We start from the raw sequence: 26,043 nt of genomic DNA, 5'->3' as shown, positions 1-26,043 counted from the left end.
TTTCCATCGCGGCCTGCCGCAATCCCGCTGCATTGTGATGCACGACGGGTCGGCGTTAGACTGAGACTAAAGAACAATAACCGGATTCCAGCCTAGACCATGCAAGCGTCCGCAATCGAATGCCGCGGCCTGACCAAGCAGTACGGTGACGTCCGCGCCGTGAATGAACTGACACTGAACGTGGCCGACGGCAGCTTTTTTGGTCTGCTGGGCCCGAACGGCTCCGGCAAGACCACAACGATCCATATGCTGAGCACACTGGCACGGCCAACTGTCGGCAGCATACGGGTTGCCGGCTACGATGTGCTGAAGCAGCCGGTTCAGGCACGCGCCTGCATCGGCCTGGTATTTCAGGAATCAGCTCTCGATCGCAGCCTGACAGTGGCGGAGAACCTGCATTTCGCCGGGGCACTGTACGGGCTCGACGCGACCACCGTGGAACAGCGGCTGGCTGAACTGCTGGACCTGTTCGATCTGGAAAGTAAACGCGAGGTACGGGTGGCTGCGCTGTCCGGCGGTATGCGCCGTGCCCTGGATATCGCCCGCGGCGTTCTGCACCGCCCGCGGGTATTGTTTCTGGATGAACCGACCATCGGTCTCGATATCATCAACCGCCGCGCCATCTGGCGGTTCATCAGCCGGCTGCGCCAGGAACACGGCATGAGCGTGTTGCTGACCACCCATTACCTGGAGGAAGCCGAGGGCTGCGACGAAGTCGCCTTCCTGCGTCACGGCCAGCTTATCGGTCAGGGCCAACCCAGTGACCTGATCCGCGCGCTTGGCCATTACATCCTGGAGATAGAAACAGACCAGCCAGACTACTATATAGAACAGCTCAGTAGCGAGCTCGGCACCCCGGTACAGGAAGATGAGCGGCTGCTATTTGCCATCCAGGACGAGGATTTTCAATTTGGCGCCTTGCAACAACGCCTGCAGCACGAGGTACGGGCCCTGCAACTGCGCAAACCGGATCTGAATGATGTCTACATCTGGCGCAATCAGCCGACTGGCAAGGGGGAAGCCGCATGATCGCACGTGCCACGCGCGCCATTATCGGCCGTGAACTGACCCGCATGTTGCGCCAGCGCGGCCGACTGCTGAGCGCCATGATTCGGCCGCTCATCTGGCTACTGGTCATCGGCGGCGGTGTCGGCGCGATGCTGGAACAACACGGCAGTGGTGACTACCAGCAGTTTCTGGTGCCCGGTTTGCTGTGCATGGTGTTACTGTTCGGTGCCATGCTGGCATCGCTGTCACTGGTCTATGACAAGGAATCCGGCGTCATGCGCATGCTTGTCATAGCGCCTTTTTCGCATTACTGGATCATTCTTGCACGCACGGTAAGTGCCGCCATTGCCGGCCTGGTGCAGGTATTACTGCTACTGGCGATACTGGCCATACTGGGCTATCTCAGCCTGCCCATCCAGTTTGCCCTGCTCGCGCTGGGCCTGGTGCTGACCGCCCTGCTGTGTGCCGCCTTTGGCATGTTGATCGCGGTATTCAGCAAAAGCCTGGATAATTTTGCCGTCATCATGAATTTCATTATTTTTCCGGTGTTTTTCCTCAGCGGCGCACTCTATCCGCTGGAGCACCTGCCCTTATGGTTAAAAAGTATTACCCTCATCAACCCGTTCACCTATGGTGTCGATTTGTTGAAGCATGCACTTATCAGCAATGAAGCGGGTGCGCTGGCGCCGGAATTCAGTATTGTCCAGGGCATTTTCATACAAATCGGCTGTATTATTGCGGCACTGTTCGTCGCCTGCCTGCGTTTCACCCAGGCCCCCGTCATGGAAAGTCTGGCCAGCATACTCAGCTGCCGGCGGCAATAGAGGACAAGCGCATGGACAAGATTGCCCAGTGTGTATATTTTTGCTAATAATCACTAACCATCTCATACCACCGTTATTGACCCGGCCAAAATCCAATAGAACCATGCGCCTGTTAATAATCCTATACCTGCTCTTGATACTGTCGTCACCGGCACTGGCGCAGCAGATTGCCGGTGCCGCTCATGCGACGTCTGGCGAATACAGCATAGAAATCGACAAATCCCGTTCCGAACTCGTGGTCAAACACGAGAACAGCGTTATCAAGCGCTATCGTGCGGCTACCGGCCGTGGTGGCCAGGGGACGAAACGTGTACAAGGTGACAGGAAAACGCCCATCGGTGTATACCGCGTGGTGGATTTCAAGGATGACAGCCGCTTTCATTTCTTCATGCAGATTGATTATCCGAATCTTCTTGACGCCTGGTACGGTTACAAGAATGAATTGATCGATGCCTCTGAATTCCATGAAATAACTACGGCAGTCAAAAACAATCAGAAACCGCCGCAGGATACCGCTCTGGGTGGTCAAATCGGCATCCATGGCATCGGTGAGATGAACGATGAAAAGCGCGCGATCCATGCCCGGGAGAACTGGACAGCCGGTTGTATCGCATTAACCAACGATGAAATCATCGAGTTGCGTCAGTACGTGACGATTGGCACTCCTATCGTCATCAAAGAATGATCCTTAGATCATCAACATAACGTGGATCCGGGGGAACCTGCAGATGAGCAGTGTCAGTAAATATATTCAAGACACAGAAGTAAACAAGGCAATGGAAGCCGGACAGCACCACTTACTGCTCTCCTGGCTCGTCTTTACCGGTGTGCTCCTTTTTGCGTTATATGTAGGCTGGCAGGAAAACATACTATCGCAACTATACGAGACTGATCGCAGTCATATATCAATTGCAATCACACTCATATATATTCTTGTCACTGGCCACTGCGCCATGCGTATAGGCAAGCTCTCCTATGAATCCAACCAGGTTCATAACATCAGTCACTATATTTATGAAAACCCGGACGTGCGGCTCGATGTGGAAGATAACAGGGCACGCCTGAGTGGCTATGGTTATGTGCCGAACAGCCTAATGGGCCGTTATTTACATGACCTTGTTTTGCAACATCAACATCGCACCAGCATCAATAATGAAGATAACAATGCAAGCCGTGATCTAATCGAGGTATATGCTGCTAAACTGAAAGGACCGCAGGAAATCGGCTGGTTTGCCACTGACATCATGCTTAAGCTGGGCCTTTTGGGCACAATTGTCGGTTTTATCATGATGCTGGGTTCCGTGGCCAATATATCCGATTTTGATGTAACGACCATGCAGAAAATCCTGCAGTTGATGAGTTCGGGCATGGGCACGGCGCTATATACGACCATGGCCGGCCTGTCAGCCAGTATGCTGGCAGCAGCCCAATATTATATGCTGGATCGCAGTTCCGATCAGATGCTTGAAGCCATGCAACATATCTCTGAGGTCCGACTGAAGCCCGCACTGAGTCAGGCATGACGACTCAATAGAATCATGAAGATTGTCTCCAGAAAAATCGGTCGCGGCACGGTTGATCCTTTCGTAGACCTCCTATTCAATGCCCTGCTTGGTTTCACATTCCTGTTTCTGGTCGCCATAATGTTTATGAACCCGGAGGCAAAATCAGGCATCATTGATCCCAAGGCAGAGTACATACTTACAATCACCTGGAAGGACTTCAGTCCTGATGATATAGACGTATGGGTAGAGGATCCTGACGGCAGGGTATTGTATTTTCGCAATTCTGAAGTCGGACTTTTGCACCTGGACCGGGATGACCGGGGCATGGCAAACGATACCATTGAAGTTGCAGGTAAAGAGGTGGAGAACCCGCTAAATCAGGAAGTAGTTACTCTCCGCGGCGTGGTCAAGGGAGAATATGTCGTGAACCTGCACTATTACAAATCAGAAAGCAACAAGGCCGTCGATGTTAATGTTAATCTGGCCAAGGTAAATCCGGCGCTTGAAGTTGTTTATTACGATACAGTCAGACTGGAAGAAGAAGGCGACGAAAAAACCGCTTTACGCTTCAGAATCGACCGTGACGGCAAGGTCGGTGGCATCAACTTTCTGCCCAAACAGTTGGTCTCTGTGGGCAAATAAAAATTATATGGATGATATCAAGGAGATTTTGACGTGACTCTGGGGATAGCCGGACTTGTTACAGCTTATGTTCTGATTGCGCTTTTACTGCTTAGCATCAATCTCTACTCTAACTGGTCATGGCGAGTAAAGGCCGGTGCAATTATCATAACAACTGCCTTCTACATCATTTCCTATATCTCATTTCCGCCGTTATTGGGCTGGCCGACAATGCAGAAACTGCCTGAGCGTTTCAAGCTTATAGCTGTACACGTCGAGCAACCTGACAAAACCAGCGGTGATGAGGGTAATATCTATCTGTGGGTCACCAGGATTGATGACCTCACATCCTATGGCGCCCCGCGCGCATATAAATTGCCCTATTCAGACATGCTGCATGAAGCTGTTATAAAAGCCAATGCAAAGCTGAAAAAGGATATCCCGCAACTGGGTGAACTCACGGAAGGTTCCATGGAAGCTGACATGCAGGATACCTCCAAGGCTGGCGTCTCAACAAAAAACCCTATCGAATTTTACGATTTACCTGATCCATTGTTTCCTGAAAAATAAGGTCATCATATATGTTCGGCTCTTTCAGCTGGCCATATGAATAAGACCAGCATGCTCGAGGCTACGGTCAATCAGGTCGTGTAGCGCTGGTCGACTCAGTGGTGGTTCATCGCTATTGAAGTAGCGCCTAGAGCATGCATACAAATCATTCAAGATATGTTCACGCATTTTATCCGGACTGGCCTGTGTTGCATTATGTTGTGCCTGAAGACTCAGGCTCAGCATGATACTCAGCACCTGTTCCCGCGCCATTAATTCACTGTTATCAATTGATTCATCATTGACTACAACTTCTGGCTGTGCTGCTGATCGAGCGGGTACTGTCGAACTTATGAATGACAGAATTTCCTCCAGCTCAGCAGGCATGGGCACCCTCGCTGCTACAGCCCAACGATAAAGCTCTACGGGCTCAACCCTCCATGCATTACTTTCAGCCGCCGGATTACTCAGTACTGGTGGAACACGCTGACTTACACAGCGTTGGAGATGATCCCAAAAAATATTGCGCTGTTCGACAAAGTCAGCATCCTGTCCTAGTGCCTTGTCTTCCGGATCACGGCCCAATAACAGGCACAAACCCTCGTCGTACACAAGCCAGTTTTCACGCGCAGACCATTTTTCATAAAATTTCTGTCTATCAAGAAATTCCTTGCCTAGCCATTCCAGCGCGCGGTTATTGGAATCAACCGTATTGTTGGCCGTATTCAAATCAGCAGTGGAACTCTTCTGGCTACGCTTAAGATAGCGTAGTAGGTTACTCAATTTCATCAATCATTCTCTAGGTTCAAATAGATTCCTGGGCATGGCCTCGGAAAATGCAGTCGGAATTTCCCAGATTGGCTGATAGCCAACCTCCCCCGCAGTTGTTTGCCAATCCTCATGAATAGCAATACCAGCAACAGCTACGATCGTATCACCAGAACAAATCAATGGTACAAAATTACGCAACCACGGTGGCACACATGAGTCTTGCAGTATTTTTTTCAATGCAATCGTTCTGTGCCGTCTGACGGGGCGTAGGGATTCGCCACCATTACGAAACCGTATAATTAACGGCTCATTCGTACAGCGCTTGATACTTAAACCTTGACCATGAGAAGTGCGAATCTGCAATTTACCTATAGGCAAATCTGTTGATGCCGTTAAAGAACATGGCAATAACATGCTGCCGGGTTCCGATGGCAATGGTGGCAATAGATAGATCCTCTGTTGAAAACGTCGAATCTGTGCACCAGGCCACTCAACTAAAGGCATACTGTCCCCGGCGGCATCAAGCAATTCACCGCCCAGGCACTCAAGTACTTTTGTTGACGGCACGCTATAGCCGTTATCCCGGATCCATGTACGCAGCAAGTTATATCGTCGCAATGTATCCAGGGATTTAAGAACTGGTACAGACAGGCTGGTATCCCTGCAACTCATCGCCTTTATTCGATCCTGTCGTGCCAGCATATCAGCCATTGCTGACGTGTTGGCTGCATGGGAAGCGGCCCTGGATAGCGTCGAATGCGCTGAAGGCCAACGGTCGAGTATCAGGGGTATAACTGTATGTCGCAGGTAATTTCGGTCAAGGTCCGTATCAGAATTGCTTTCATCCTCTATCCATTTCAGATCATGAACGAGAGCGTATTCGTGCAAGGATTCACGACTAAACTCAAGTAAAGGGCGTATCAGCCAACCAACAGAGAAAACCTGACACGCCGGCATGGATGACAAACCACGAAGACCGGCTCCACGTAATAATTGCAGTAAAAATGTCTCAGCCTGGTCATCAAGATGATGAGCTGTAACAAGTGCTTGCATGCACTTGAGATATTCTGCCAGTACAGAATAACGAACATCTCTGGCGTAGGCCTCAGGGCTGGCTCCGGGACCTGACTTGGCATCTACAGAAATAACATTCAGTGGGATTTTCAGATTTTTGCATACGAGACCACAATGGCGAACCCAATTGGCTGAATTTGGAGACCAACCATGATTAACATGAACAGCAGTAACCGTTATATTTTCATTTTGAGCCAGGACACTTAATGCATGCAGCAAAACATGTGAGTCCAGTCCACCACTATAAGCAACAACATAATCATTGGCATAATCATATTGCGATATGACATTAGACAATGACTCTACGCTGAACTCTTTCGTGGCCAAGAAAATACCGTAATTTTTCAGAAGCCTGAATGAAAATCAAGCTGTTAGCTGTCAATGTTCCTCGAAAAAACCCATATTACGCAAACGCTTATGACGTGAGTCAATCATCTTTTCAGTACCCAGGTTCTCTACATCCTGAAGGTGTTTGGCAATGGAAGTCTTTATACGCTTGGCAATTGAATCATGGTCACGATGCGCACCACCCAGGGGCTCAGTAATAATTTCATCTGTCAACTGTAGTTCATTCAGACGGGTAGCAGTTACACCTAAAGCATCCGCTGCATCGCTAGCCTTATCAGGACTTTTCCAGAGGATCGAGGCACAACCCTCGGGCGATATAACTGAATATGTACTATATTCAAGCATTAGAAGGCGGTCATTTACACCAATAGCAAGCGCACCTCCTGATCCCCCCTCACCAATGACCGTAGTAATAATGGGAACACGTAACTCGGACATGGTCAGAAGATTACGTGCTATAGCTTCACTCTGACCACGCTCTTCGGCACCAATTCCGGGATACGCACCGGGTGTGTCAATGAATGTTAGTACTGGCAAGGAAAAACGTTCGGCTAATTTAAAGACTCGCAGGGCTTTACGATAACCTTCCGGTCTCGGCATTCCAAAATTGCGTAATAACTTTTCTTTGGTATCACGTCCTTTCTGATGACCTATGATAACTACCGGTCTGTCATCAAGCCTGGCAATACCACAAACCAGAGCAGCATCATCTGCATAAGAGCGATCACCATGTAATTCTTCAAAGTCAGTAAAGAGTCTTTCAATATAATCCAGGGTATACGGTCTTTGAGGATGTCTGGCTACTTGTGAGATTTGCCATGGCGTTAGCGACGAAAATATGGATTGTGTCAGTTCACTACTACGCTTTTGCAGGCGGCTGATTTCCTCATTAATATTAATTTCCTTGTCATTACCTACATGGCGTAACTCTTCTATCTTGGCCTCAAGCTCGGCGATAGGGCGTTCAAATTCCAGAAAATTCATACATTCACCAGATTAATAATTATTTAAAATCAATTAGTTATATTGATCTTTGAGATTGCCATAACAGATTCTAACATTATCCGTGCCCAGGAATGAATGTAACCTGTCAATGAGTTCATTCTCTGGTCGAACACGCCAGTTATCACCCAGTTTCAGGCGTGCACGTGCCTGTCCATTATGATAATCGATAATTACAGGGCTGCCTTCATCCCTGTAACTTGCAAGTAATTCCTTGAGTGGTTGAAGCAAGGCCTTACCATCAGAATTCGAACTTATCGTCAATAATAATGTGGCACGTTCTGATCTAAGGCTATCTAGAGTGAGAACCTCATTAACAGTAACTGTATATCCTATTTCATAAAATTCGTCACGTTCAACCTTGCCACGAATAATTACAAGATTATCCTTGATAAGAAGATTGCGATAGTTCTGATATGCCTCGTTGTAAACAGTAACCGGGACCGTGGCGGAACGGTCGTCTAACCGAACTTCTGCCATTCGTCCTCTTCTACCATTTCGTATACGAATACTTGCAATATAACCGGCAATAACAACCATAGTGTCACCAGGCTGTATTGCATCAAGTCTGTTGGATATAAACTGTGATAATTCAGTTTCATATTTAATTATTGGATGACCATGGAGATAAAACCCCAGAGTATCTTTTTCATTTTGCAGGCGCTCATCATCCGCCCATTCGGGCATTTCAATAATAGTATTTGTTTCTGCATCAGGGTTTTTATCAGAGCCAAGACCAAACAAATCATTTTGGCCAAGACGATCATTGGTTATTGACTGTTCCGCATAATGCAAGGCCTTATCCAGACTGGCCATCAAGGAACTTCTATGGTGGCCAAAATCATCCAGCGCACCGCAACGAACCAGGGCTTCAAGCACACGCCTATTTACTTTCCTTGAATCACAACGTCTGCAAAAATCAAAAAGATCAGAAAAGAAACCATTTTTACGTTCATCTATAATGGCCTCAACCGCATTACGTCCGACACCTCTAACAGCGCCCAGACCATATCTGACAGAGTTATCGTCTGAAACACTGAATTCATATAGACTTTGGTTGACATTAGGGGGTAACAGATCCAAATTCATCCGGCGCAATTCTTCACGCAACTGAACTACCTTATCGGTATTGTCCATATCAGAAGAAAGTACCGCCGCCATAAAAGCAGCCGGATAGTGCGCTTTTAACCAGGCAGTCTGGTATGCAACTAAAGCATAAGCAGCAGAATGTGATTTATTGAAGCCGTATCCTGCAAATTTTTCCATCAAATCAAAAATATAAACAGCCGTGTCTTTATCAACATTATTAGCTATAGAACCACTAACAAAGATATCACGCTGTTTCGCCATCTCCTCCGGCTTCTTCTTGCCCATAGCACGGCGTAAAAGATCTGCTGCGCCCAAAGTATAACCGGCTAATGTTTGGGCAATTTGCATCACCTGCTCCTGATACAGGATAACGCCATAAGTAGGTTTTAATATTGGTTCAAGCGCCGGGTGAGGATAATGAATTTTAGAACGCCCATGCTTGCGGTCGACAAAATCGTCCACCATGCCGGATTGTAGTGGTCCAGGTCTGAATAGAGCTACCAGAGCTACCATATCTTCGAAACTATCTGGCTGAAGTCGCTTGATCAGCTTTCTCATTCCTTCTGATTCAAGCTGAAAAACTGCCATGGTATCCGTTCGTTGTACAAGCTTGAATGCCTGCTTATCATCTAATGGAATAGTTGTAATATCCAGAAGCTCTTCACCATCAGCTGAACGGCGCGCATTTATATCGCGTACGGCCCATTCAATAATGGTTAGTGTCCTGAGACCAAGAAAATCGAACTTAACAAGCCCAATAGCTTCAACATCGCCCATATCAAACTGGGTAACGGTACTCTCGCTACCCTGCTCTGCATATAAAGGCATATACTCGATAAGAGGCTTGGGTGCTATAACAACGCCTCCAGCATGACGACCCGCATTTCTACACAGACCTTCCAACTTACAGGCAAGATCTATCAATATCGTGACGTCTTCTTCAGAATCATAGCGCTCTTTCAAGGACGGCTCTTCCTGGAGCGCTTTGTCCAATGTCATACCAATTTCGAAAGGTATCAATTTCGCAATCTGATCTACGAAACCATAGGCATGACCTAGTGCTCTGCCAACGTCACGAACAACCGCTTTTGCTGCCATACTGCCATAGGTTATGATCTGTGATACTTGATTACGTCCATAGCGTTTGGCAACGTATGCGATAACTTCATCACGTCTCTCCATGCAGAAGTCGATATCAAAATCTGGAAGAGACACGCGTTCAGGGTTAAGAAATCTCTCAAAAAGAAGATCGTAATCCAGGGGATCAAGCGCTGTAATGCCCAGTGCATAAGCAACGAGAGAGCCGGCACCCGAGCCACGGCCTGGGCCAACAGGTATGTTTTCTGACTTGGCCCACCTAATAAAATCAGAAACAATCAGAAAATAGCCTGAAAACCCCATTGAAGTAATAACATCCAATTCCCTTTGTAGGCGCGACTGATATTGTGCTTCGTCAACTTCACCATGTCGTAATTGAGCGCGCGCAATGACTCGTTCGCGCAAACCGTTATAAGCTTCTTCAACCAGAAGTGAATCCTGATCATAACCAGCCGGCACCGGGTAGTCCGGCATGTTTGGCTTATCCAGATCCAGAATAAGATTGCAACGCTCGGCAATTCTAAGTGTATTGTCCAGGATTTCAGGATAATCCGAGAATAATTCACGCATCTCATGTGAGCTGCGAAGGTATTGAGATTCAGTATATTCGCGGATTCTTCTTGGATCAGTCAGACTGCGTCCCTGCTGTATACATACTCTAACTTCATGAGCATCATAATCATCACGATGCATGAAGCGGACATCATTGCTGGCTATAACAGGGACATCATACTCTTGTGTCAAACGCAGAGTCTGATCAACCAGGATATCGTCTTCACGGTTGCCTCGGACGGCCTCGATCACATAACGGTCAGAAAACAGACTCTTCCAATAATTTATTGATTCTTTAGCATATTCTATATTCCCATGGCGAAGAGCAGAAGTTACGTCACCATGTCGTGCACTGCATAAAGCAATCAGACCATCATTATAATCATTTAGCCAGGATATATTGACCGTGGGGACACCATTAATCTGGCCATTGACATAGGATTCGGTTATTAAATGGCATAGATTATGATAACCATGGATATCCTGGCAAAGCATGACCATGCGTCCACGAGGCGCCGAACTGGCCTCATCAGCGACCGTAATCTCGGCACCAATTATTGGCTTAATACCAGCCTCTTCGGCCGCGCGGTAGAATTTTACGACAGAAAATAAGTTATGCAATTCTGTAAGGGCTATTGCCGGCATGCCTAATTCAGCTGCCCTATTTACTGTCTCCCGTACACGAAGCAGACTATCTGCTATGGAATACTCGCTGTGGACATGAAGATGTACAAATGAATCCGACATGCTATTGACCCAGACAATTGGCGACAGGCTTGAAACTGCGCCTATGAATGCGGGTAGGACCTAAGGCATTCAATGCATTTATATGCTCCCTTGTAGGGTAGCCTTTATTACCGGCAAACCCATAATCCGGGAATTCCTTGTCAAAATCATACATTAAATTATCACGATGCACTTTCGCAATAATAGAAGCCGCACTAATAGCCGGCTCAAGGCAATCACCATTGATAATTGCTTCAACAGTACAAGATAATTCAGGACACTGGTTGCCATCAACGAGAACACGACCTGGGGAACAGCCAAGATCTGAAATAGCCCGTTGCATGGCCAGAAAGGTAGCCTGAAGAATATTGACTTTATCTATTTCATGCACATCCGCACTACCAATACCTATTGCATAAGCATTTTCCTGGATCTGCAGTGCGAAATACTCTCTCTTTTTATTACTTAATTTCTTGGAATCAGTCAGCCCGGGTATAGAGCGTTCTGGATCCAGGATGACTGCAGCTGCGACAACGGGTCCCGCCAAAGGCCCCCTGCCTACTTCGTCGACACCCGCTATAAGCTTGTCTGCTGTCAAAATAAGGTGGTTCATGTCAGGTTGTTCTCACAGAGTTCCAGTACTGCATTTGCAGCAATTTTGTTGGTATCACGCCTCATTTCAACATGCATATTATAAAATTTTGAGCGCAGGTTATCCGCAGCATTTTTGTCAAATATCCAATGCTTGAGAGCAGGCACAAGGACTTCAGGATTGACGTCATACTGGAAATACTCAGGAACAAGGTTTTCCTGAGCAAGGATATTCGGAAGACCGACCCATTTTGATGATATTAACCACCGAAGCAGGTAATAACTTATTGTCGACATTTTATAGCCAATCACCATTGGCTTTTTTAGAAGCATTGTCTCCAGTGTAATTGTTCCCGAAGCCAATAAAGCCAGGTCGCAGCTTTCAAGGACCTTGCGTGATATACCGATAAAACTAGTGACAGGCAAGCCTGGTGCATATCTTTCCACAGTCTCTCGAAACTGGCTTAGCATGTCCTCATTGATAAGACTTGTTACAAAATGTAAATTTTTATCTCGTGCGAAACACTCAGAAGCTGTCAATATAAACGGGACAATATGTCGATCCATTTCAGCTCGGCGGCTGCCCGGCATTAGTGCAATTATCGTTTTATCAGCTGGCAAGCCGAGTTCGTTTCGTCTTTCCTCGGTAGATGGCTGAAGAGGTATGGCATCAGCTAATGGATGCCCGACACAGATCGTTCTTATCTGCTCGCCGCGATAAAATTTTTCTTCGAAAGGGAAAAGTGTTAATAACAGGTCCGCTGATTCAGCAACTGTCTTAACACGGCCGGAGCGCCATGCCCAGACACTGGGGCTGACATAATGAACCGTTTTTATACCTGACTGGCGAAGCTCATATTCAAGTTTTAAATTAAAGTCTGGAGCATCAATGCCAATAAAAACATCTGGGGGGTTTCTTAAAAAATAATGCTTTAATCTGTTTCGAACACTCACCAATTCAAGATAATGGGAGGCGACTTCTGCAAGCCCCATAATAGAAAGAGCGTCCATGGGGAAAATGATTTTCCCGCCAAGTTCTGCTAGCCGGGGGCCGAGTATGCCTTCTACTTTTACTTGCCCATGTAACTTCTGCAGCGCTTTGACCAGACCAGCAGCCAGCTCATCTCCTGATGGCTCTCCTACAACCAATCCAACGCGCAACATGGTTTTGCATTTATCAGTAGAATTTTTACAAGTATTGATTAGCGGACAACACCGCGTTTTGAATTACGTATAAATTCGACAAATCTACTGACTTCATCGAAATCGATAGCAAGTTCAGTAAGTTTTTCCATGGCCTGATTCAACATCAGGCCATCGCGATACAAAATTTTATATGCCTTTTTTATCGCATTTATGGTGTCCACAGTAAAACCATGTCTTTTAAGACCTTCCTTGTTCAAACCACAGGGTCTGGCGGTATTCCCGGCCACCATTAAATAAGGTGGAACATCCTTAACAATAACTGACGATATAGCCATAAAACTATAACTGCCAATATGACAAAATTGATGAATACCAGTAAAACCACCTAATGTTACATAATCATCAATTATTACATGTCCAGCCAATGTAGCATTGTTAGCGAGCGTATTGTGGTTGCCAACAATACAATCATGAGCCACATGTACATAGGCCATTATCCAGTTGTAATTTCCTATCCGGGTAGTCCCACCACCCTGGGCGGTTCCGCGATTGAGCGAGCAATATTCACGAATGACATTACCGTCCCCTATAACCAGAGATGATTCTTTTTCACCAGAAAATTTTTTATCCTGAGGACATTCACCAATTGAGCAGAATTGATAAATCTGGTTGTTCCGACCGATCCTTGTAGGACCTGTTATGGTTACATGCGAACCAACAACTGTATCAGCGCCAATCTCTACTTCGGATCCAATGACACTATATGGTCCTATATCTGCAGATTCATCAATCTGCGCTGCAGGATCAATAATCGCAGTTGCGTGAATCAAGAAGTCGGGTCCTTCTTTGTTGTCATTAAATCGGCAGACGCAACCACTTCTTTATCAACAGTTGCCTTAACCTTGAAGCACCAGATACCTCGGCGTGCTTTTTCAAAATCAACATTAATGACCAACTGGTCTCCAGGCTCCACGGGATGCCTGAATCGTGCGTTATCAACAGCAACAAGATAATAAAGCGAGTCATCCGCCCTATCGTTCTCTGCGCTGATACACCCCAGAAGACCGGTAGCTTGCGCCATTGCCTCTATAATTAACACACCTGGCATAACCGGCTTATTAGGAAAATGTCCCTGAAAAAAAGGCTCATTAACCGTGACATTTTTTATAGCTGTCAATGATTTATGTGGATCATAGTCCAGAACTTTATCAATCAGCAAAAATGGATACCTGTGCGGCAGGCAGGCCTTTATCTTATCTATATCTAATGAATTCATTTCATTTACCATTATATAGGCGCAAGCTCAGCCATTTTTTATTTCGCTGATTTCATCGCGAATTTTTTTAAAGGATTCATCCAGTCGATGAAATCGAGCTACATTCTTGCGCCAGGTCTTATTGTCTGTTGCTGAGAGCGGTGATGAATAAATACCTGATTGTATTATGGAATTATTAACAGCAGACATTCCAGTGAGTATTACATCATCCGTGATTTCCAGATGGCCACTTATACCGCACCCTCCACCAATACGACACCGCTTACCCAGTCTGGAACTACCAGCAATTCCGGTGCAGCCGGCTATGGCAGTAAATTCACCAATAGTGACGTTGTGTCCAATCTGAACCTGGTTATCAATTTTCACGCCCCTGCCTATATAGGTATCTCCAAGAGCACCACGGTCAATCGTCGTATTAGCCCCTATTTCAACATCGTCCTCAACGATCACACTGCCAATCTGTGGAATCTTTATCCAGCTGCCATCATTCTGTTCGGCAAGGCCAAAACCATCAGCGCCAATAACGACGCCCGGATGAATTAATACATTCTTCCCGATCACAACATGATGGCAAACAACCGTATTCTCGAGTAATCGCGTGTTATCGCCAATGACAACATTACTGCCAATCACACAACCGGAGGCTATAAAAACACCAGTGCCAATTACGGCACCCTCCTGCACAACGGCGTGCGCATTAATCTGGCTATTGGCATCAATTCTGGCGGTCTCGGCAATCGACGAAGTACTATGGATACCAGGCTTTATATCAGTAAGCGGATACAATAGCTGGGCTGCAAGCGCATAGCCGAGATAGGGATTATCTACAACAAGTGCATGAGCGGGACATTTGTTGGCATTTTTATTATCCAGAATTACTGCAGCAGCTTGTGTAGACTCCAGTTGCTTGATATAGCGACGATTCGACAGGAAGCTCAGACAACTGGGCGTCGCTTCCGCGAGCGTAGATAACTCACTGATCAGACATTCAGGGTCACCGCGCAATTCGGCATTAAGATGCTCTGCTATATCGCCCAGTTTATAAGGCATAATATACGGTACTTACTGACCGCCTCCGGACTCATGCTGCTTCCGCAGGTACTCGATAACCTGATCACTTATATCGACCTTTTTACTGGCATATATGACGCCTTCACCCAGGACGATGTCGTAGCCCATATCCTTGGCAACAGTCTGTATGGCCTGGAGAATCGATTTCTGTATTTCCCCAAATTCCTCGTTACGCCGGAAGTTCAGATCGTCACGAAATTCATCCTGACTCCGTTTCATGTCACGTTTAAGCTGAACAATTTTGCGCTCCAGTTCCGAGCGTTCAGCTTCACTCATAATGGCGCCATCCTTGGATAGTCTGTCTTCCATTTCCTTGAGCCGCTTCTGATCTTCAACAAGCTCGCGATCACGCGGCGCAAATTCGCGCTGTATCTTTTCGCGTGCGGCTTTTGCCTGAGGAGAATTTTCCAGGATACGTACCGCGTTGACAGCACCTATCTTGACCTCCTGACTGGATACCACAGGTGCTGATAACATCAGCACTACTGCGATAAAGAAACTAGCTGTAATCGATTTCATCAAGAGACAACTCCAAATTAATTAAAAAGATGTACCAAATGTGAACTGGAATGGCTGGGTGTCATCACCCTCTTTATCGCCGATCGGAACCGCCAGACTGACACTGACCACGCCAAATGGCGATATCCATATGCCGCTCAGACCCGTTGAATAGCGCAACTCGCTCAGTTTGACGTCATAACTCGGATTATCCGGATCATAGTTTGGGTCATTCGGGTTCGGACCATATACATTACCTGCATCGAAGAAACCGGATATTCTTACCGACTCGTTATCCTTGAAAAAAGGCACCGGCAATATCACTTCAGCACCAGCGACCAATTTCAGCTTACCGCCAATTGGACGATTTCTACCAAAACTTGTCACATCCTTCGGGCCCAGGGTATTTTCCTCATAACCTCTTACGGAACGTGGGCCACCGGCAAAGAAGTTTTCAAAAAATGGCAACTCCTCAGTACCCCCGTAACCATCGCCATAACCGACCTGAGTACTGATATTCAGAATATAATCCTCGATCAACGGGAAGAAATATTCCGAACGATAATCGAGTTTGTAGAATTCCAGTGACTCCCCAATCAACGGCACCGATACCTCGGCGCGAATACGCTGTAGTGTGCCGGAATCCGGTAATATGGCCTTATTCCGGGAATCATACGTAAAACTGGTTCCCGCACGCCATATATCAAAACGGCCTTCGTTACCTTCCAGAAAGTCTGTAACAATACTGGAACCAAGTCGCTGGTTTGTTTCGATTTCGGTATTTTCATAACCGAAGTCAAAATTCAGTGTGTTGAACTCACTGATCGGAATCCCGAAATTGACACTGCCGCCCCAGATGGTTGAATCGTACTGGGTCAGGTTGGCCTGAAAAGCATCGGTTTCCTGGTAAAAAGCATTAAAGCCTCGACTGATACCATCAATCGTGTAATAGGGGTTCGTGTAACCAAAGCCGAATCGCCGGTTAACTTCACTGTTATTGAAGCTGAATGAAATCCGCTTGCCGCTGCCCAGAAAATTATCTTGGGTTACGCTGGTCTGGAATATCAGGCCCTGGTTCTGTGAGAAACCGATACCCGCCATCAGGTTGCCCGAGGGCATTTCCTCAACCTCGTAATTGACATCTACCTGATCAACGGTTCCGGGAACAGCCGGCGTTTCGACATTGACTGTACGGAAATAACCCAGACGCTGCAGTCGAACACGGCCACGTTCAACTTGTTTGGTCGATACCCAGCCGCCTTCCTGCTGACGCATTTCCCGCCGCAGAACCTCGTCACGAGTTTTCTGATTGCCAGAGAAATTGATACGCCGCACATAAACACGCTTGCCTGGATCTATAAAGAAAGTGAGGTCAACAACTTTATTTTCCTTATCGATATCGGGTATCGCATTAACATTGGCGAAGGCATAGCCTTCATCTCCCAGCGCATCAGTAAGATTTTCGCTGGTTGCTGTTATCTCCTTGCGTGAGAAGATATCATCACGATAAATGGTGATTTGCTCCACCAGTTCTTCTTTTGGAAGAATCAGTTCGCCGGCCAGCTTAATCTCATTGATTTTATGCTGTTCGCCTTCACTAATGTTTATCGTTATATAAATGTCCTTTTTGTCTGGCGTTATCGATACCTGGGTCGAATCGACATTGAAATTCACATAGCCCCGGTCGAGGTAGTATGAACGCAATGTTTCCAGGTCAGCGCCCAGCTTCTGACGCGAATACTGATCGGAACTGGTAATAAAGGAAAACCACGTCTCTGTGGTCAGATTGAACTCGTCCAGCAGATCATCGGTATCAAAGGATTCATTACCGACGATGTTGATATCCTTGATCCGGGCCGTTCTACCCTCGGAAATATCGATGGTTATACCAACACGGTTATTATTCAACTCTGTAACATCCGTGTTGATTTTGACGGCGTATTTGCCACGCGAAAAATACTGACGACGCAGCTCCTGCTGGACCTGCTCCAGCAACGCCTGATCGAAAACACGGCCCTCGGCAAACCCGACCTGACGCAGCCCGGTCATGAGATCCTCGGAATCAATAGCCTCGTTGCCGTTAACCTCGATACTGCCAATGGCTGGTCGTTCTTCCAGCTGGACAACCAGCACGTTGCCGTCACGCTCGAGCTTGACGTCATTGAAGAACCCGGTCTGGAACAGCGATCGTACGGCCTGTCCGGACAAGGCGTCATCGAAGCGGTCACCTACCTTCACAGGCAGGTAGTTGAATACCGTACCCGGAGTGATACGTTCAAGTCCTTCGACACGAATGTCTTCGATTGTGAATTCTTCTGCGGCCTGAATACCGTTCTGAAACAGGATAAAAGCCAATAAAAACCACAATACTTGCTTGATAGGGGTCTGCATACTGTCTTTATATTACTTGTCGTGTGACCAGGCCACTATCCCAACAGCCGGGCGATGTCGTTGTATATAACGACCGACATCAGACCCAGCAGGAGAGCGAGACCGATTTGTTGTCCGACCGCCTGAACCGGTTCGGACACGGGGCTACCTTTTACGAACTCGATAAGGTAATACATTAAATGACCGCCATCCAGTAGCGGTACCGGCAGAAGGTTTAACACGCCGAGGCTGACACTGACAATTGCAAGAAAGCCAAGGAAAGCGGCGATACCGACTGCCGCCGAATAGCCGGCATACTGGGCAATGCTGATGGGGCCACTCAGATTTTTTACCGATGCTTCGCCGGTGACGATTTTGCCGAGCACCCGCAGCGTCAACAGGGACATCTCACCGGTACGAACCACACCTCTCGCCAGCGACTCCAGCGGTCCGTAACGCTCGGTCCCGCGCAGTTCTGCCGGGATATCCGGTTCCGTATCAACGGAGACACCGATACGACCCACTTCACTGCCATCCTCCAGGGTCGCTGTTTCCGGCGTCAGCTCGACCTGGCGCCGCTCAGCGTCTCGCTCGAGCGTCAGTGTGACTGGCTCACCGGCCCGATCCTGGACCTGCTCGACCAGCGCAAACCAGTCGGCCACAGCCATGCCGTCCACAGCGACGATTTCATCCCCGGACTGCAGGCCGGCACGGGCAGCCGGGCTGTCATCGACGACCTGGGCCACGCGGGCCGGCAGGGGCGGCCGACGCGGCTCGATACCCAGCCGGGTCAGCAGACTGCCGGCGGCGATATCATCCAGCGACAATGTAGCGATATCCAGCGTCCGCGTACTGACACCGCCATCTGCGTCGCGCACCTGCAGGCGTACCGGCTCACCGTCGACCACTCGGCCGACAATGATCTCGGCGACCGACGCCCAGGTACCGGTACTCCGGTCACCGACGGCGATGATCTCGTCACCACTGTCCAGGCCCGCCTCGGCGGCGATCGACTCCGGTTCCACCTGGCCGACGAGCGGCTTGATGCCGGTCATGCCCACCGTGTACATCAGCGTGTAGGCGGCTACGGCAAAAATGAGATTGAACAACGGACCGGCCAGCACAATGGCGAAACGCTGACCCAGCGGCTTGCGGTTGAAGGCGCGATCCAGTTCGGCTGCCGGCACCTCGCCTTCGCGCTCGTCCAGCATCTTGACGTAGCCACCAAGCGGTAACGCGGCAACGACGAACTCGGTACCATCCGGGCCAAACCGGCGACGCCACAGCGCGCGGCCGAAACCGACCGAAAAGCGCAGTATTTTCACGTTGCAGCGTTTCGCCACCCAGTAATGGCCGAATTCGTGAAACGTCACCAGGATGCCGATGGCAACGATAAAGGCGATAATGTGTTGTAAAACTTCCATCAGGCTGCCTGTTCGCGAATATACTCGTGCGCATGACTGCGCGCCTTGGCATCGGCGGCCAGCACTGTCTCCAGTGCCGTCGCCGGTTCCACACGGCCCTGGGCCAGTGTTGCTTCCACCACCCGGGCGATATCGGTAAACCGGATACGCTGATCGAGAAATGCCTCGACCGCGACCTCATTGGCGGCATTCATGATCGCAGTCGCCGTACCGCCGGCATGCATGGCCTCGGCGGCCAGGTGCAGGCAGGGGAAACGGGTCATGTCCGGTGGTTGGAAATCCAGTCGCGCAACCGCGAACAGGTCCAGCGCCTCAACCCCGGCCGCGACCCGTTCCGGCCATGCCAGGGCATGCGCTATCGGCGTACGCATATCAGGATTGCCCAGTTCCGCCAGCACCGTGCCGTCGCAGTATTGTACCAGCGAATGGATAACGCTTTGCGGATGCAATACGACCTGGATATTCGCCGGCGTCGTATCGAACAGCCAGCAGGCCTCGATCACCTCCAGACCCTTGTTCATCATCGTCGCTGAATCAACCGAGATCTTGCGCCCCATCACCCAGTTCGGATGCGCGCAGGCCTGATCCGGGGTCACCTGAGCAAGCTGGTCCAGCGGCATATCGCGGAACGGCCCGCCGGACGCGGTCAGTAATATGCGCTCGACGCCGGCGGCGGCCAGCCCGCGGCTTTGATGATCCGGCGGCAGGCACTGGAAAATGGCGTTGTGCTCGCTGTCGATCGGCAACAGTTCAGCGCCATGGTCGCGTACCGCGTCCATGAACAGTCGCCCGGACATGACCAACGCCTCCTTGTTGGCCAGCAGCACGCGCTTGCCGGCCCGCGCCGCGGCCAGCGTCGGCAACAGGCCGGCGCCGCCGACAATCGCCGCCATGACGTAATCGGTCTCGTCCAGCGCCGCCACCTCGGCCAGCGCCTCGTTGCCGGCGCGCACCTGCACCTGTGGGCAATCGCCGAGCTGTTGGCGTAACTGTTCGGCGGCATCGGCGTCGGCCATGACCGCGTACGCCGGCTGCCACTGACGGCACAGCCCGGCCATGCGCTCGACATCGCGGTTGGCAGTCAGGGCCACGACACGGTAGCGATCCGGATGGCGGCCGATGACGTCCAAGGTGTTCAGACCGATCGTGCCGGTCGCACCGAGGATGGTGACTCCAATCATTGAACGACTCCAAGCAGCCAGAGGCCGGTCACGAACACCGGCGTCGCCGCCATCATACTGTCAATACGATCCAGCAGCCCGCCGTGCCCGGGCAACAGGTTACCGCTGTCCTTGACCCCGGCCTGGCGTTTACACAGGCTTTCGACCAGGTCGCCGACCACGGAAATGATAACGGTGATCAGCGTCAGCGCCAGCAGTCCCAGCGTCATGGCCGCGCCGGGCTGCCAGAACACCGCCGTCAGCAAGGCCAGCAGCACGCCGCTGAGCAGCGCACCGGTGAGACCGGCCAGGGTCTTGCCCGGACTGATCCGTGGCGCCAGCCGCCGCCGCCCCCAGCGCCGGCCGGCGAAGTAGGCTGCGCTGTCTGCGCCCCAGATTAACACGAACAGGAACAGAACCCAGCCACTGCCGCCCACGGCGTATTGGTGCAATGCCAGCAGACCCAGCCAGGCCGGCAACAGCAGCAACAGACCGGCTACGGCCATCAACGCTGACCGTGGCTGCCGCTGCCAGGTACCACGCTCATAGGCCACTAGTAACAGCGGCGCCAACAGCCAGGCGACAGCGCCGATCAGGACGATGCTGCCCAGTATCGACGCCGGCAACAGCACAAAACCGGCAACAACCAGCATGGCGGCGGCAATACTGTAAAGCCAGCGCACGCCACGACTGTTACGGTACAGTCCGGTCCATTCCCAGGCCGTCAGCGCTGCGATCAACGCGAGCGGCCAGACCAGCCAGCCCGTCGGCAACCACAGCACCGCCGCAACAACCGGCAGAATAAGACAAATCGCGGTGATGATGCGCTGTTTGAGCATGGTGGCTGAATTCACCGTGCCAGCTGTTCGTCGATGCCACCGAAACGGCGCTCGCGCCCGGCGTACCAGTCGAGCGCCGCATCAAAGGCAGAGGCGTCGAAATCCGGCCACAGACAGTCGGTGAAATACAGCTCCGTATAAGCGAGCTGCCAGAGCAGGAAGTTGCTGATGCGCTGTTCACCGCCAGTGCGGATAAACAGATCGGGACGCGGTGTATCGGCCAGCGCCAGGGCGCGGCCGAAAGTATCCTCATCGATGGCGTCGACGCTCAGCTCGCCGCGCTGCACCGCCTCGGCCAGACGGCGTGCGGCATCGACGATATCCCACTGGCCGCCATAGTTGGCGGCAACCACCAGCCGCAGTCCGTCATTGCGTTCGGTCCGCTGTTCGGCCGTAGTGATGGCCTCGCGTAAATCGCGGGAAAAGGCACCGCGATCGCCAATGAACTGCAGTTGCACGCCGTTGGCATGCAGGTGCGCCACTTCCTGGCCCAGCGCCTTCATGAACAGTTCCATGAGCAACTTGACCTCGGTGCCGGGACGGCGCCAGTTTTCGCTGCTGAAGGCAAACACCGTTAATGCACCCACACCACGCCGGGCGGCGTGTTCGACGATATTGCGCAGTGCGGTGACACCGGCGCGGTGACCGCTGATCCGGGCCTTGCTGCGCTGGCGTGCCCAGCGGCCGTTGCCATCCATGATGATGGCAACGTGCTGTGGCACGACGGCATTGGAATCCGCGGGCGTCATACCCAACAAGCCAACACGCTCGTTATGTCCGTCGCCGGCCTCAAACCTCCATCAGGTCCTGTTCTTTCTGCTCCAGCAGCTTGTCGATGGCGCTGATATTTTCATCCGTCAGCTTCTGGACCCGATCCTCGGCACGACGTTCATCGTCCTCGGTGATTTCCTTTTCCTTGGTCAGATCCTTGAGTGTCTGATTGGCGTCACGGCGAATATTGCGGACCGCCACGCGCGCCTGTTCGGCCTCGTGGCGGACGATCTTGATCATCTCCTTGCGCCGCTCCTCAGTCAGCGACGGCAGCGGTACGCGGATGGTCTCGCCCACCGTTGCCGGATTGAGGCCCAGATCGGAGTCGCGAATGGCCTTTTCGATGTCACCGACCATGCTCTTGTCGAACGGCGTGACACTCAGGGTGCGCGCATCGGTGACATTGATGCTGGCGGCATGATTCAGCGCCGTTTCGGTGCCGTAATACTTGACCGTCACGTGCTCAAGCAGACTCGGGTGCGCACGGCCGGTACGGATTTTGGCCAGCTCGTGCTTGAGGGCATCCAGACTTTTCTGCATCCGCTGTTTGGAATCGCTGATAACGTCGTCAATCATAGTATTGCCTCATTGATCAACCGCGGTCTGCTGCAACAGACACGGCCATTATTACTTGGTAATCAGTGTGCCTTCATCGCCGCCGAGGACGGCGCGCATCAGGGTACCGGGACTGTTCATGTTGACCACTCTGAGCGGCATGTTGTTGTCCCGGCACATGACCACCGCAGTGGCATCCATGACGCCGAGCTTGCGCTCGATGATCTCATCATAGGTCAGGTGGTTATATTGCCGGGCACCGGCATCGACATTCGGATCGGCGCTGTAGACGCCATCGACCTTGGTCGCCTTGATCATCAGATCAGCGCTGATTTCCACCGCCCGCAGGCTGGCCGCGGAGTCGGTGGTAAAGAACGGGTTACCGGTACCGGCGGCAAAGATCACGACCCGGCCTTTCTCCAGATGACGGATGGCGCGGCGCCGGATGTAGTCCTCACAGACCTCGTGCACCTGGATGGCGGACATGACGCGGACGAAACGGCCACGGTGTTCGAGCGCGTCCTGCATCGCCAGCGAATTCATGATCGTGGCCATCATGCCCATGTGGTCGGCGGTGACGCGATCCATGCCGGCAGCGGCCAGACCGGCGCCGCGGAATATATTGCCGCCACCCAGTACCAGTGCCACCTCGGCACCGGCCTTGATCAGATCGGCAACCTCGTCCGCTATACGCCCGATCACTTCCGGGTCGATACCGTAATTGGCATTGCCCAGCAACGCCTCGCCGCTAAGCTTGAGCAAAATACGTCGGTATTTAAGCGGGCTCGTCATGCCGTATCACCTTACGTCCGATAAAAGAAACGAGAATCAGCCCGCGGCGGCCGGCCGGCGGGCTGCTGCCTGTCATTGCGGCAGGTGCGGCAGACGTTGTCGAACACGGGGCTGATCGTCACGACCCCGTGTTTCAGCCACGCGCCTGGGCCATCACCTCGCTGGCAAAGTCATCCACCTTCTTCTCGATACCCTCGCCGACTTCATAGCGAATGAAGGTATTCACCCGGGCCTTGGCTGCCTTGAGCATTTCGCCGGCGCTCTGGTCGGGGTCCTTGACGAACGGCTGGCCCTCGAGCGTGATTTCCTTCTTGTACTTGGCGATGCGGCCGCTGACCATTTTCTCGATGATGTCGTCCGGCTTGCCGCTTTCCTTCGCCTGCGAGACGAACACCGCCTTTTCCTGCTCCAGCATCTCCGCCGGAATCTGGTCCTCGCTGACGCAGGCCGGATTGCTGGCGGCGATGTGCATGGCCATATCACGGGCCAGTTCCTCGCTGCCGCCTTCCAGATCCACCAGCACGCCGATGCGGCTGCCATGCAGATAGCTGGCCAGGTGGTCACCGGCACGCAGGTGCAATACGAAACGGCGCACGGAAATGTTCTCGCCAATCTTCAGAATCAGCTGCTGGCGGGCTTCCTCGACAGTCTCGCTGCCGCCGGCCAGTGTCAGGCCGTTCAGCGCGTCGACATCGGCCGGCTGTTCGGCCAGCACGGTATCGGCCACGCTCTGGGCGAAACTCTGGAAGTTGGCGTCGTTGGCGACAAAGTCAGTCTCGGAGTTGACCTCAAGGATGACCGCCTGGTCGCCGGCGTCATTGGTCTTGATGATGATGCCGCCTTCGGCGGCCACACGGCCGGCCTTCTTCGCCGCCTTGGCGACGCCCGATTTGCGCATTGCCTCAATGGCCGCCTCGATATCGCCGCCGGCTTCGACCAGCGCCTTCTTGCAATCCATCATGCCGGCGCCGGTGCGCTCGCGCAGTTCCTTAACCTGTGCTGCAGAAATATCCATTAATGTGTTACCTCGCAAATCATTCGGTTGCGGACATCCCAAGCGCGCAATGACTGCGCGCCCGTCCGGTTGAATTGAGACGCCAGTCGGCCCGATTCACGGGCCGGCTGGCGCTACATCATGACGAACCGCGGTTCAGGCGTCTTCGCCGGTTGCCGGCGTATCGCCTTCGGCGTCACTTGCTGCCGGCTTGCTCGCGGCCTTCTTCTTGGTCGCCTTTTTCTTGGCAACCTTCTTTTTGGTCGTTTTGGTCGCGGTTTTGCCGGCATCGGCGGCGGCCGGCTCGGCTTCAGACGTGGCATCGGCCGGTGCATCAGCGGCTTCAGTGGCGACTTCAGTGGCTTCAGCCGCGGCGCTGGTTGCCGGCTCGGCAGCTGTCTCGGTGGCGGTGTCCGTCTCGGCACTGGTCGACTTGGCCTTGCGCGCCGTCTTCTTGCGCGGTGCGGCGGCCCTGGCCTCGCCGGCCACCGGCGCGCCGGACTCGTCCAGTTCGACGAAGTCGTTCTCGCTACCCTCCGCCGACTCGGTGAACTGCTGGGCCGACTGGCGCGCCTCGATCACGGCATCGGCGACACTACTGGCATACAGGCGAATCGAACGGATCGCGTCGTCATTGCCGGGGATCACATAGTCAACGCCATCCGGGCTGTTGTTGCTGTCGACCACGCCGATCACCGGGATATTCAGCTTCTGCGACTCTTTAATGGCGATGTATTCATAGCCGACGTCGATGACGAACATGGCATCCGGCAGGCCGCCCATGTCCTTGATACCGCCGAGACTGCGGTTCAGCTTGTCTTCTTCCCGTGTCAGGGCCAGAACCTCACGCTTGTGGCGGCGATCAAAGCTGCCGTCGGTATGCATGGCCTCGATTTCCTTCAGCCGGGCGATGGACTGGCGCACGGTCTTGAAGTTGGTCAACAGGCCACCGAGCCAGCGGCGGTCGATATAGGGCATGCCGCAGCGCCGGGCTTCCTCGGCGATGATGCTCTGGGCCGAGCGTTTGGTGCCGACAAACAGGATGGTGCCACCGCGGGCGGCAAGCTTGCCGACATAGTTCATGGCATCCCGAAACAGCGGCAGGGTCTGCTCGAGATTGATAATATGAATCTTGTTGCGCTGGCCGAACAGGTAGTCGGCCATCTTCGGGTTCCAGTAGCGGGTCTGGTGGCCAAAATGCACACCAGCTTCCAGCATTTCGCGCATGCTGACGTTGGACATGGTTGTTGCTCCTTTGTAAGGGTTGAGCCTCCGCGCAACGCCGGCACCGATCCGGTCCGAAGACAGGACACCCCAGTGCCGGGGCATAGTTACGCGTGTGAAGTCACGAAATTTAAAGTTTGGCGCGTTCGCGTTGCGAATCGTGCG

At 51.6% G+C, this 26,043-nt stretch carries 24 protein-coding genes and 1 pseudogene; 6 read left to right on the top strand and 19 right to left on the bottom strand.

All coding sequences use genetic code 11. The annotated features are described in order from the left end of the window. Nucleotides 1-99: 99 nt before the first annotated feature. The 6 genes from J2T55_RS02695 (at nt 100) to J2T55_RS02670 (ending at nt 4,528) form a co-directional block, all read left to right on the top strand. The gene (locus tag J2T55_RS02695; protein ID WP_259054085.1) at nt 100-1,029 is read left to right on the top strand and encodes an ABC transporter ATP-binding protein; all 930 of its coding nucleotides are present in this window, start codon (nt 100-102) and stop codon (nt 1,027-1,029) included. Beyond that, nucleotides 1,026-1,832, top strand: coding sequence for an ABC transporter permease (locus J2T55_RS02690; protein ID WP_259054084.1), 807 nt, complete (start codon nt 1,026-1,028; stop codon nt 1,830-1,832). Before J2T55_RS02695 ends, J2T55_RS02690 begins: the two co-directional genes overlap by 4 nt. A 103-nt stretch (nt 1,833-1,935) precedes the next feature. Continuing rightward, a complete protein-coding gene (locus J2T55_RS02685) occupies nt 1,936-2,517 on the top strand; it encodes a L,D-transpeptidase family protein (protein WP_259054083.1) in 582 nt (193 codons plus the stop codon). A 43-nt stretch (nt 2,518-2,560) separates the two neighbouring features. After that, complete coding sequence (locus J2T55_RS02680; protein ID WP_259054082.1) at nt 2,561-3,355, top strand: MotA/TolQ/ExbB proton channel family protein; 795 nt, start codon at nt 2,561-2,563, stop codon at nt 3,353-3,355. Between the two features lie 15 nt (nt 3,356-3,370). Beyond that, nucleotides 3,371-3,979 carry a hypothetical protein gene (locus J2T55_RS02675; RefSeq protein WP_259054081.1) on the top strand — a complete coding sequence of 203 codons (609 nt, stop codon included), beginning with the start codon at nt 3,371-3,373 and terminating at the stop codon, nt 3,977-3,979. 33 nt (nt 3,980-4,012) lie between these two features. Next, nucleotides 4,013-4,528, top strand: coding sequence for a hypothetical protein (locus tag J2T55_RS02670; protein ID WP_259054080.1), 516 nt, complete (start codon nt 4,013-4,015; stop codon nt 4,526-4,528). A 24-nt stretch (nt 4,529-4,552) separates the two neighbouring features. Here J2T55_RS02670 and J2T55_RS02665 read toward each other — a convergent pair whose 3' ends face one another. From J2T55_RS02665 to rpsB, 19 genes and pseudogenes are all read right to left on the bottom strand, one after another. Continuing rightward, complete coding sequence (locus J2T55_RS02665) at nt 4,553-5,296, bottom strand: hypothetical protein (RefSeq protein WP_259054079.1); 744 nt, start codon at nt 5,294-5,296, stop codon at nt 4,553-4,555. Between the two features lie 3 nt (nt 5,297-5,299). After that, entirely contained in the window at nt 5,300-6,679 is a 1,380-nt protein-coding gene (tilS, locus tag J2T55_RS02660; RefSeq protein WP_259054078.1) for a tRNA lysidine(34) synthetase TilS, read from the bottom strand. A 51-nt stretch (nt 6,680-6,730) separates the two neighbouring features. Continuing rightward, entirely contained in the window at nt 6,731-7,684 is a 954-nt protein-coding gene (gene accA / locus J2T55_RS02655) for an acetyl-CoA carboxylase carboxyl transferase subunit alpha (RefSeq protein ID WP_259054076.1), read from the bottom strand. Between the two features lie 33 nt (nt 7,685-7,717). Continuing rightward, a complete protein-coding gene (gene dnaE, locus J2T55_RS02650) occupies nt 7,718-11,188 on the bottom strand; it encodes a DNA polymerase III subunit alpha (protein ID WP_259054075.1) in 3,471 nt (1,156 codons plus the stop codon). A 1-nt stretch (nt 11,189) separates the two neighbouring features. Beyond that, a complete protein-coding gene (gene rnhB, locus J2T55_RS02645; RefSeq protein WP_259054074.1) occupies nt 11,190-11,780 on the bottom strand; it encodes a ribonuclease HII in 591 nt (196 codons plus the stop codon). After that, nucleotides 11,777-12,922, bottom strand: coding sequence for a lipid-A-disaccharide synthase (lpxB, locus tag J2T55_RS02640; RefSeq protein WP_259054073.1), 1,146 nt, complete (start codon nt 12,920-12,922; stop codon nt 11,777-11,779). The genes rnhB and lpxB overlap by 4 nt, the downstream gene beginning before the upstream one ends. A gap of 38 nt (nt 12,923-12,960) precedes the next feature. Further along, nucleotides 12,961-13,734 carry an acyl-ACP--UDP-N-acetylglucosamine O-acyltransferase gene (lpxA, locus tag J2T55_RS02635; RefSeq protein WP_259054072.1) on the bottom strand — a complete coding sequence of 258 codons (774 nt, stop codon included), beginning with the start codon at nt 13,732-13,734 and terminating at the stop codon, nt 12,961-12,963. After that, nucleotides 13,731-14,192 carry a 3-hydroxyacyl-ACP dehydratase FabZ gene (gene fabZ, locus J2T55_RS02630; protein ID WP_259054071.1) on the bottom strand — a complete coding sequence of 154 codons (462 nt, stop codon included), beginning with the start codon at nt 14,190-14,192 and terminating at the stop codon, nt 13,731-13,733. The genes lpxA and fabZ overlap by 4 nt, the downstream gene beginning before the upstream one ends. A 15-nt stretch (nt 14,193-14,207) precedes the next feature. After that, nucleotides 14,208-15,230, bottom strand: a complete 1,023-nt coding sequence (gene lpxD / locus J2T55_RS02625; protein ID WP_259054070.1) for a UDP-3-O-(3-hydroxymyristoyl)glucosamine N-acyltransferase — start codon at nt 15,228-15,230, stop codon at nt 14,208-14,210. A 12-nt stretch (nt 15,231-15,242) separates the two neighbouring features. Beyond that, nucleotides 15,243-15,770 carry an OmpH family outer membrane protein gene (locus J2T55_RS02620; RefSeq protein ID WP_259054069.1) on the bottom strand — a complete coding sequence of 176 codons (528 nt, stop codon included), beginning with the start codon at nt 15,768-15,770 and terminating at the stop codon, nt 15,243-15,245. A 21-nt stretch (nt 15,771-15,791) separates the two neighbouring features. Next, nucleotides 15,792-18,140 (bottom strand): outer membrane protein assembly factor BamA, encoded by a 2,349-nt coding sequence (bamA, locus tag J2T55_RS02615; RefSeq protein ID WP_259054068.1) that lies wholly within the window; start codon nt 18,138-18,140, stop codon nt 15,792-15,794. A 35-nt stretch (nt 18,141-18,175) separates the two neighbouring features. Then, complete coding sequence (gene rseP, locus J2T55_RS02610) at nt 18,176-19,543, bottom strand: RIP metalloprotease RseP (protein WP_259054067.1); 1,368 nt, start codon at nt 19,541-19,543, stop codon at nt 18,176-18,178. Continuing rightward, entirely contained in the window at nt 19,543-20,724 is a 1,182-nt protein-coding gene (ispC, locus tag J2T55_RS02605) for a 1-deoxy-D-xylulose-5-phosphate reductoisomerase (RefSeq protein ID WP_259054066.1), read from the bottom strand. The genes rseP and ispC overlap by 1 nt, the downstream gene beginning before the upstream one ends. Further along, complete coding sequence (locus J2T55_RS02600) at nt 20,721-21,542, bottom strand: phosphatidate cytidylyltransferase (protein WP_259054065.1); 822 nt, start codon at nt 21,540-21,542, stop codon at nt 20,721-20,723. The genes ispC and J2T55_RS02600 overlap by 4 nt, the downstream gene beginning before the upstream one ends. A gap of 11 nt (nt 21,543-21,553) precedes the next feature. Then, nucleotides 21,554-22,291, bottom strand: a complete 738-nt coding sequence (gene uppS, locus J2T55_RS02595) for a polyprenyl diphosphate synthase (RefSeq protein ID WP_259054064.1) — start codon at nt 22,289-22,291, stop codon at nt 21,554-21,556. A gap of 40 nt (nt 22,292-22,331) precedes the next feature. Then, nucleotides 22,332-22,889 (bottom strand): ribosome recycling factor, encoded by a 558-nt coding sequence (gene frr, locus J2T55_RS02590; RefSeq protein ID WP_259054063.1) that lies wholly within the window; start codon nt 22,887-22,889, stop codon nt 22,332-22,334. Between the two features lie 51 nt (nt 22,890-22,940). After that, on the bottom strand, nt 22,941-23,660 hold the full coding sequence (gene pyrH, locus J2T55_RS02585; protein ID WP_259054062.1) for a UMP kinase: 720 nt from the start codon (nt 23,658-23,660) through the stop codon (nt 22,941-22,943). A gap of 133 nt (nt 23,661-23,793) precedes the next feature. Then, nucleotides 23,794-24,675 (bottom strand): translation elongation factor Ts, encoded by an 882-nt coding sequence (gene tsf / locus J2T55_RS02580; RefSeq protein ID WP_259054061.1) that lies wholly within the window; start codon nt 24,673-24,675, stop codon nt 23,794-23,796. 441 nt (nt 24,676-25,116) lie between these two features. Continuing rightward, nucleotides 25,117-25,896, bottom strand: a pseudogene (gene rpsB / locus J2T55_RS02575) (30S ribosomal protein S2); the annotation flags it as partial. Nucleotides 25,897-26,043 lie beyond the last annotated feature (147 nt).

This window comes from Methylohalomonas lacus (assembly GCF_024808875.1).
Taxonomy (GTDB): domain Bacteria; phylum Pseudomonadota; class Gammaproteobacteria; order Methylohalomonadales; family Methylohalomonadaceae; genus Methylohalomonas; species Methylohalomonas lacus.
The sequence above is the reverse complement of the archived record's forward strand: the minus strand, read 5'-3'. Positions and strand labels throughout refer to the sequence as shown.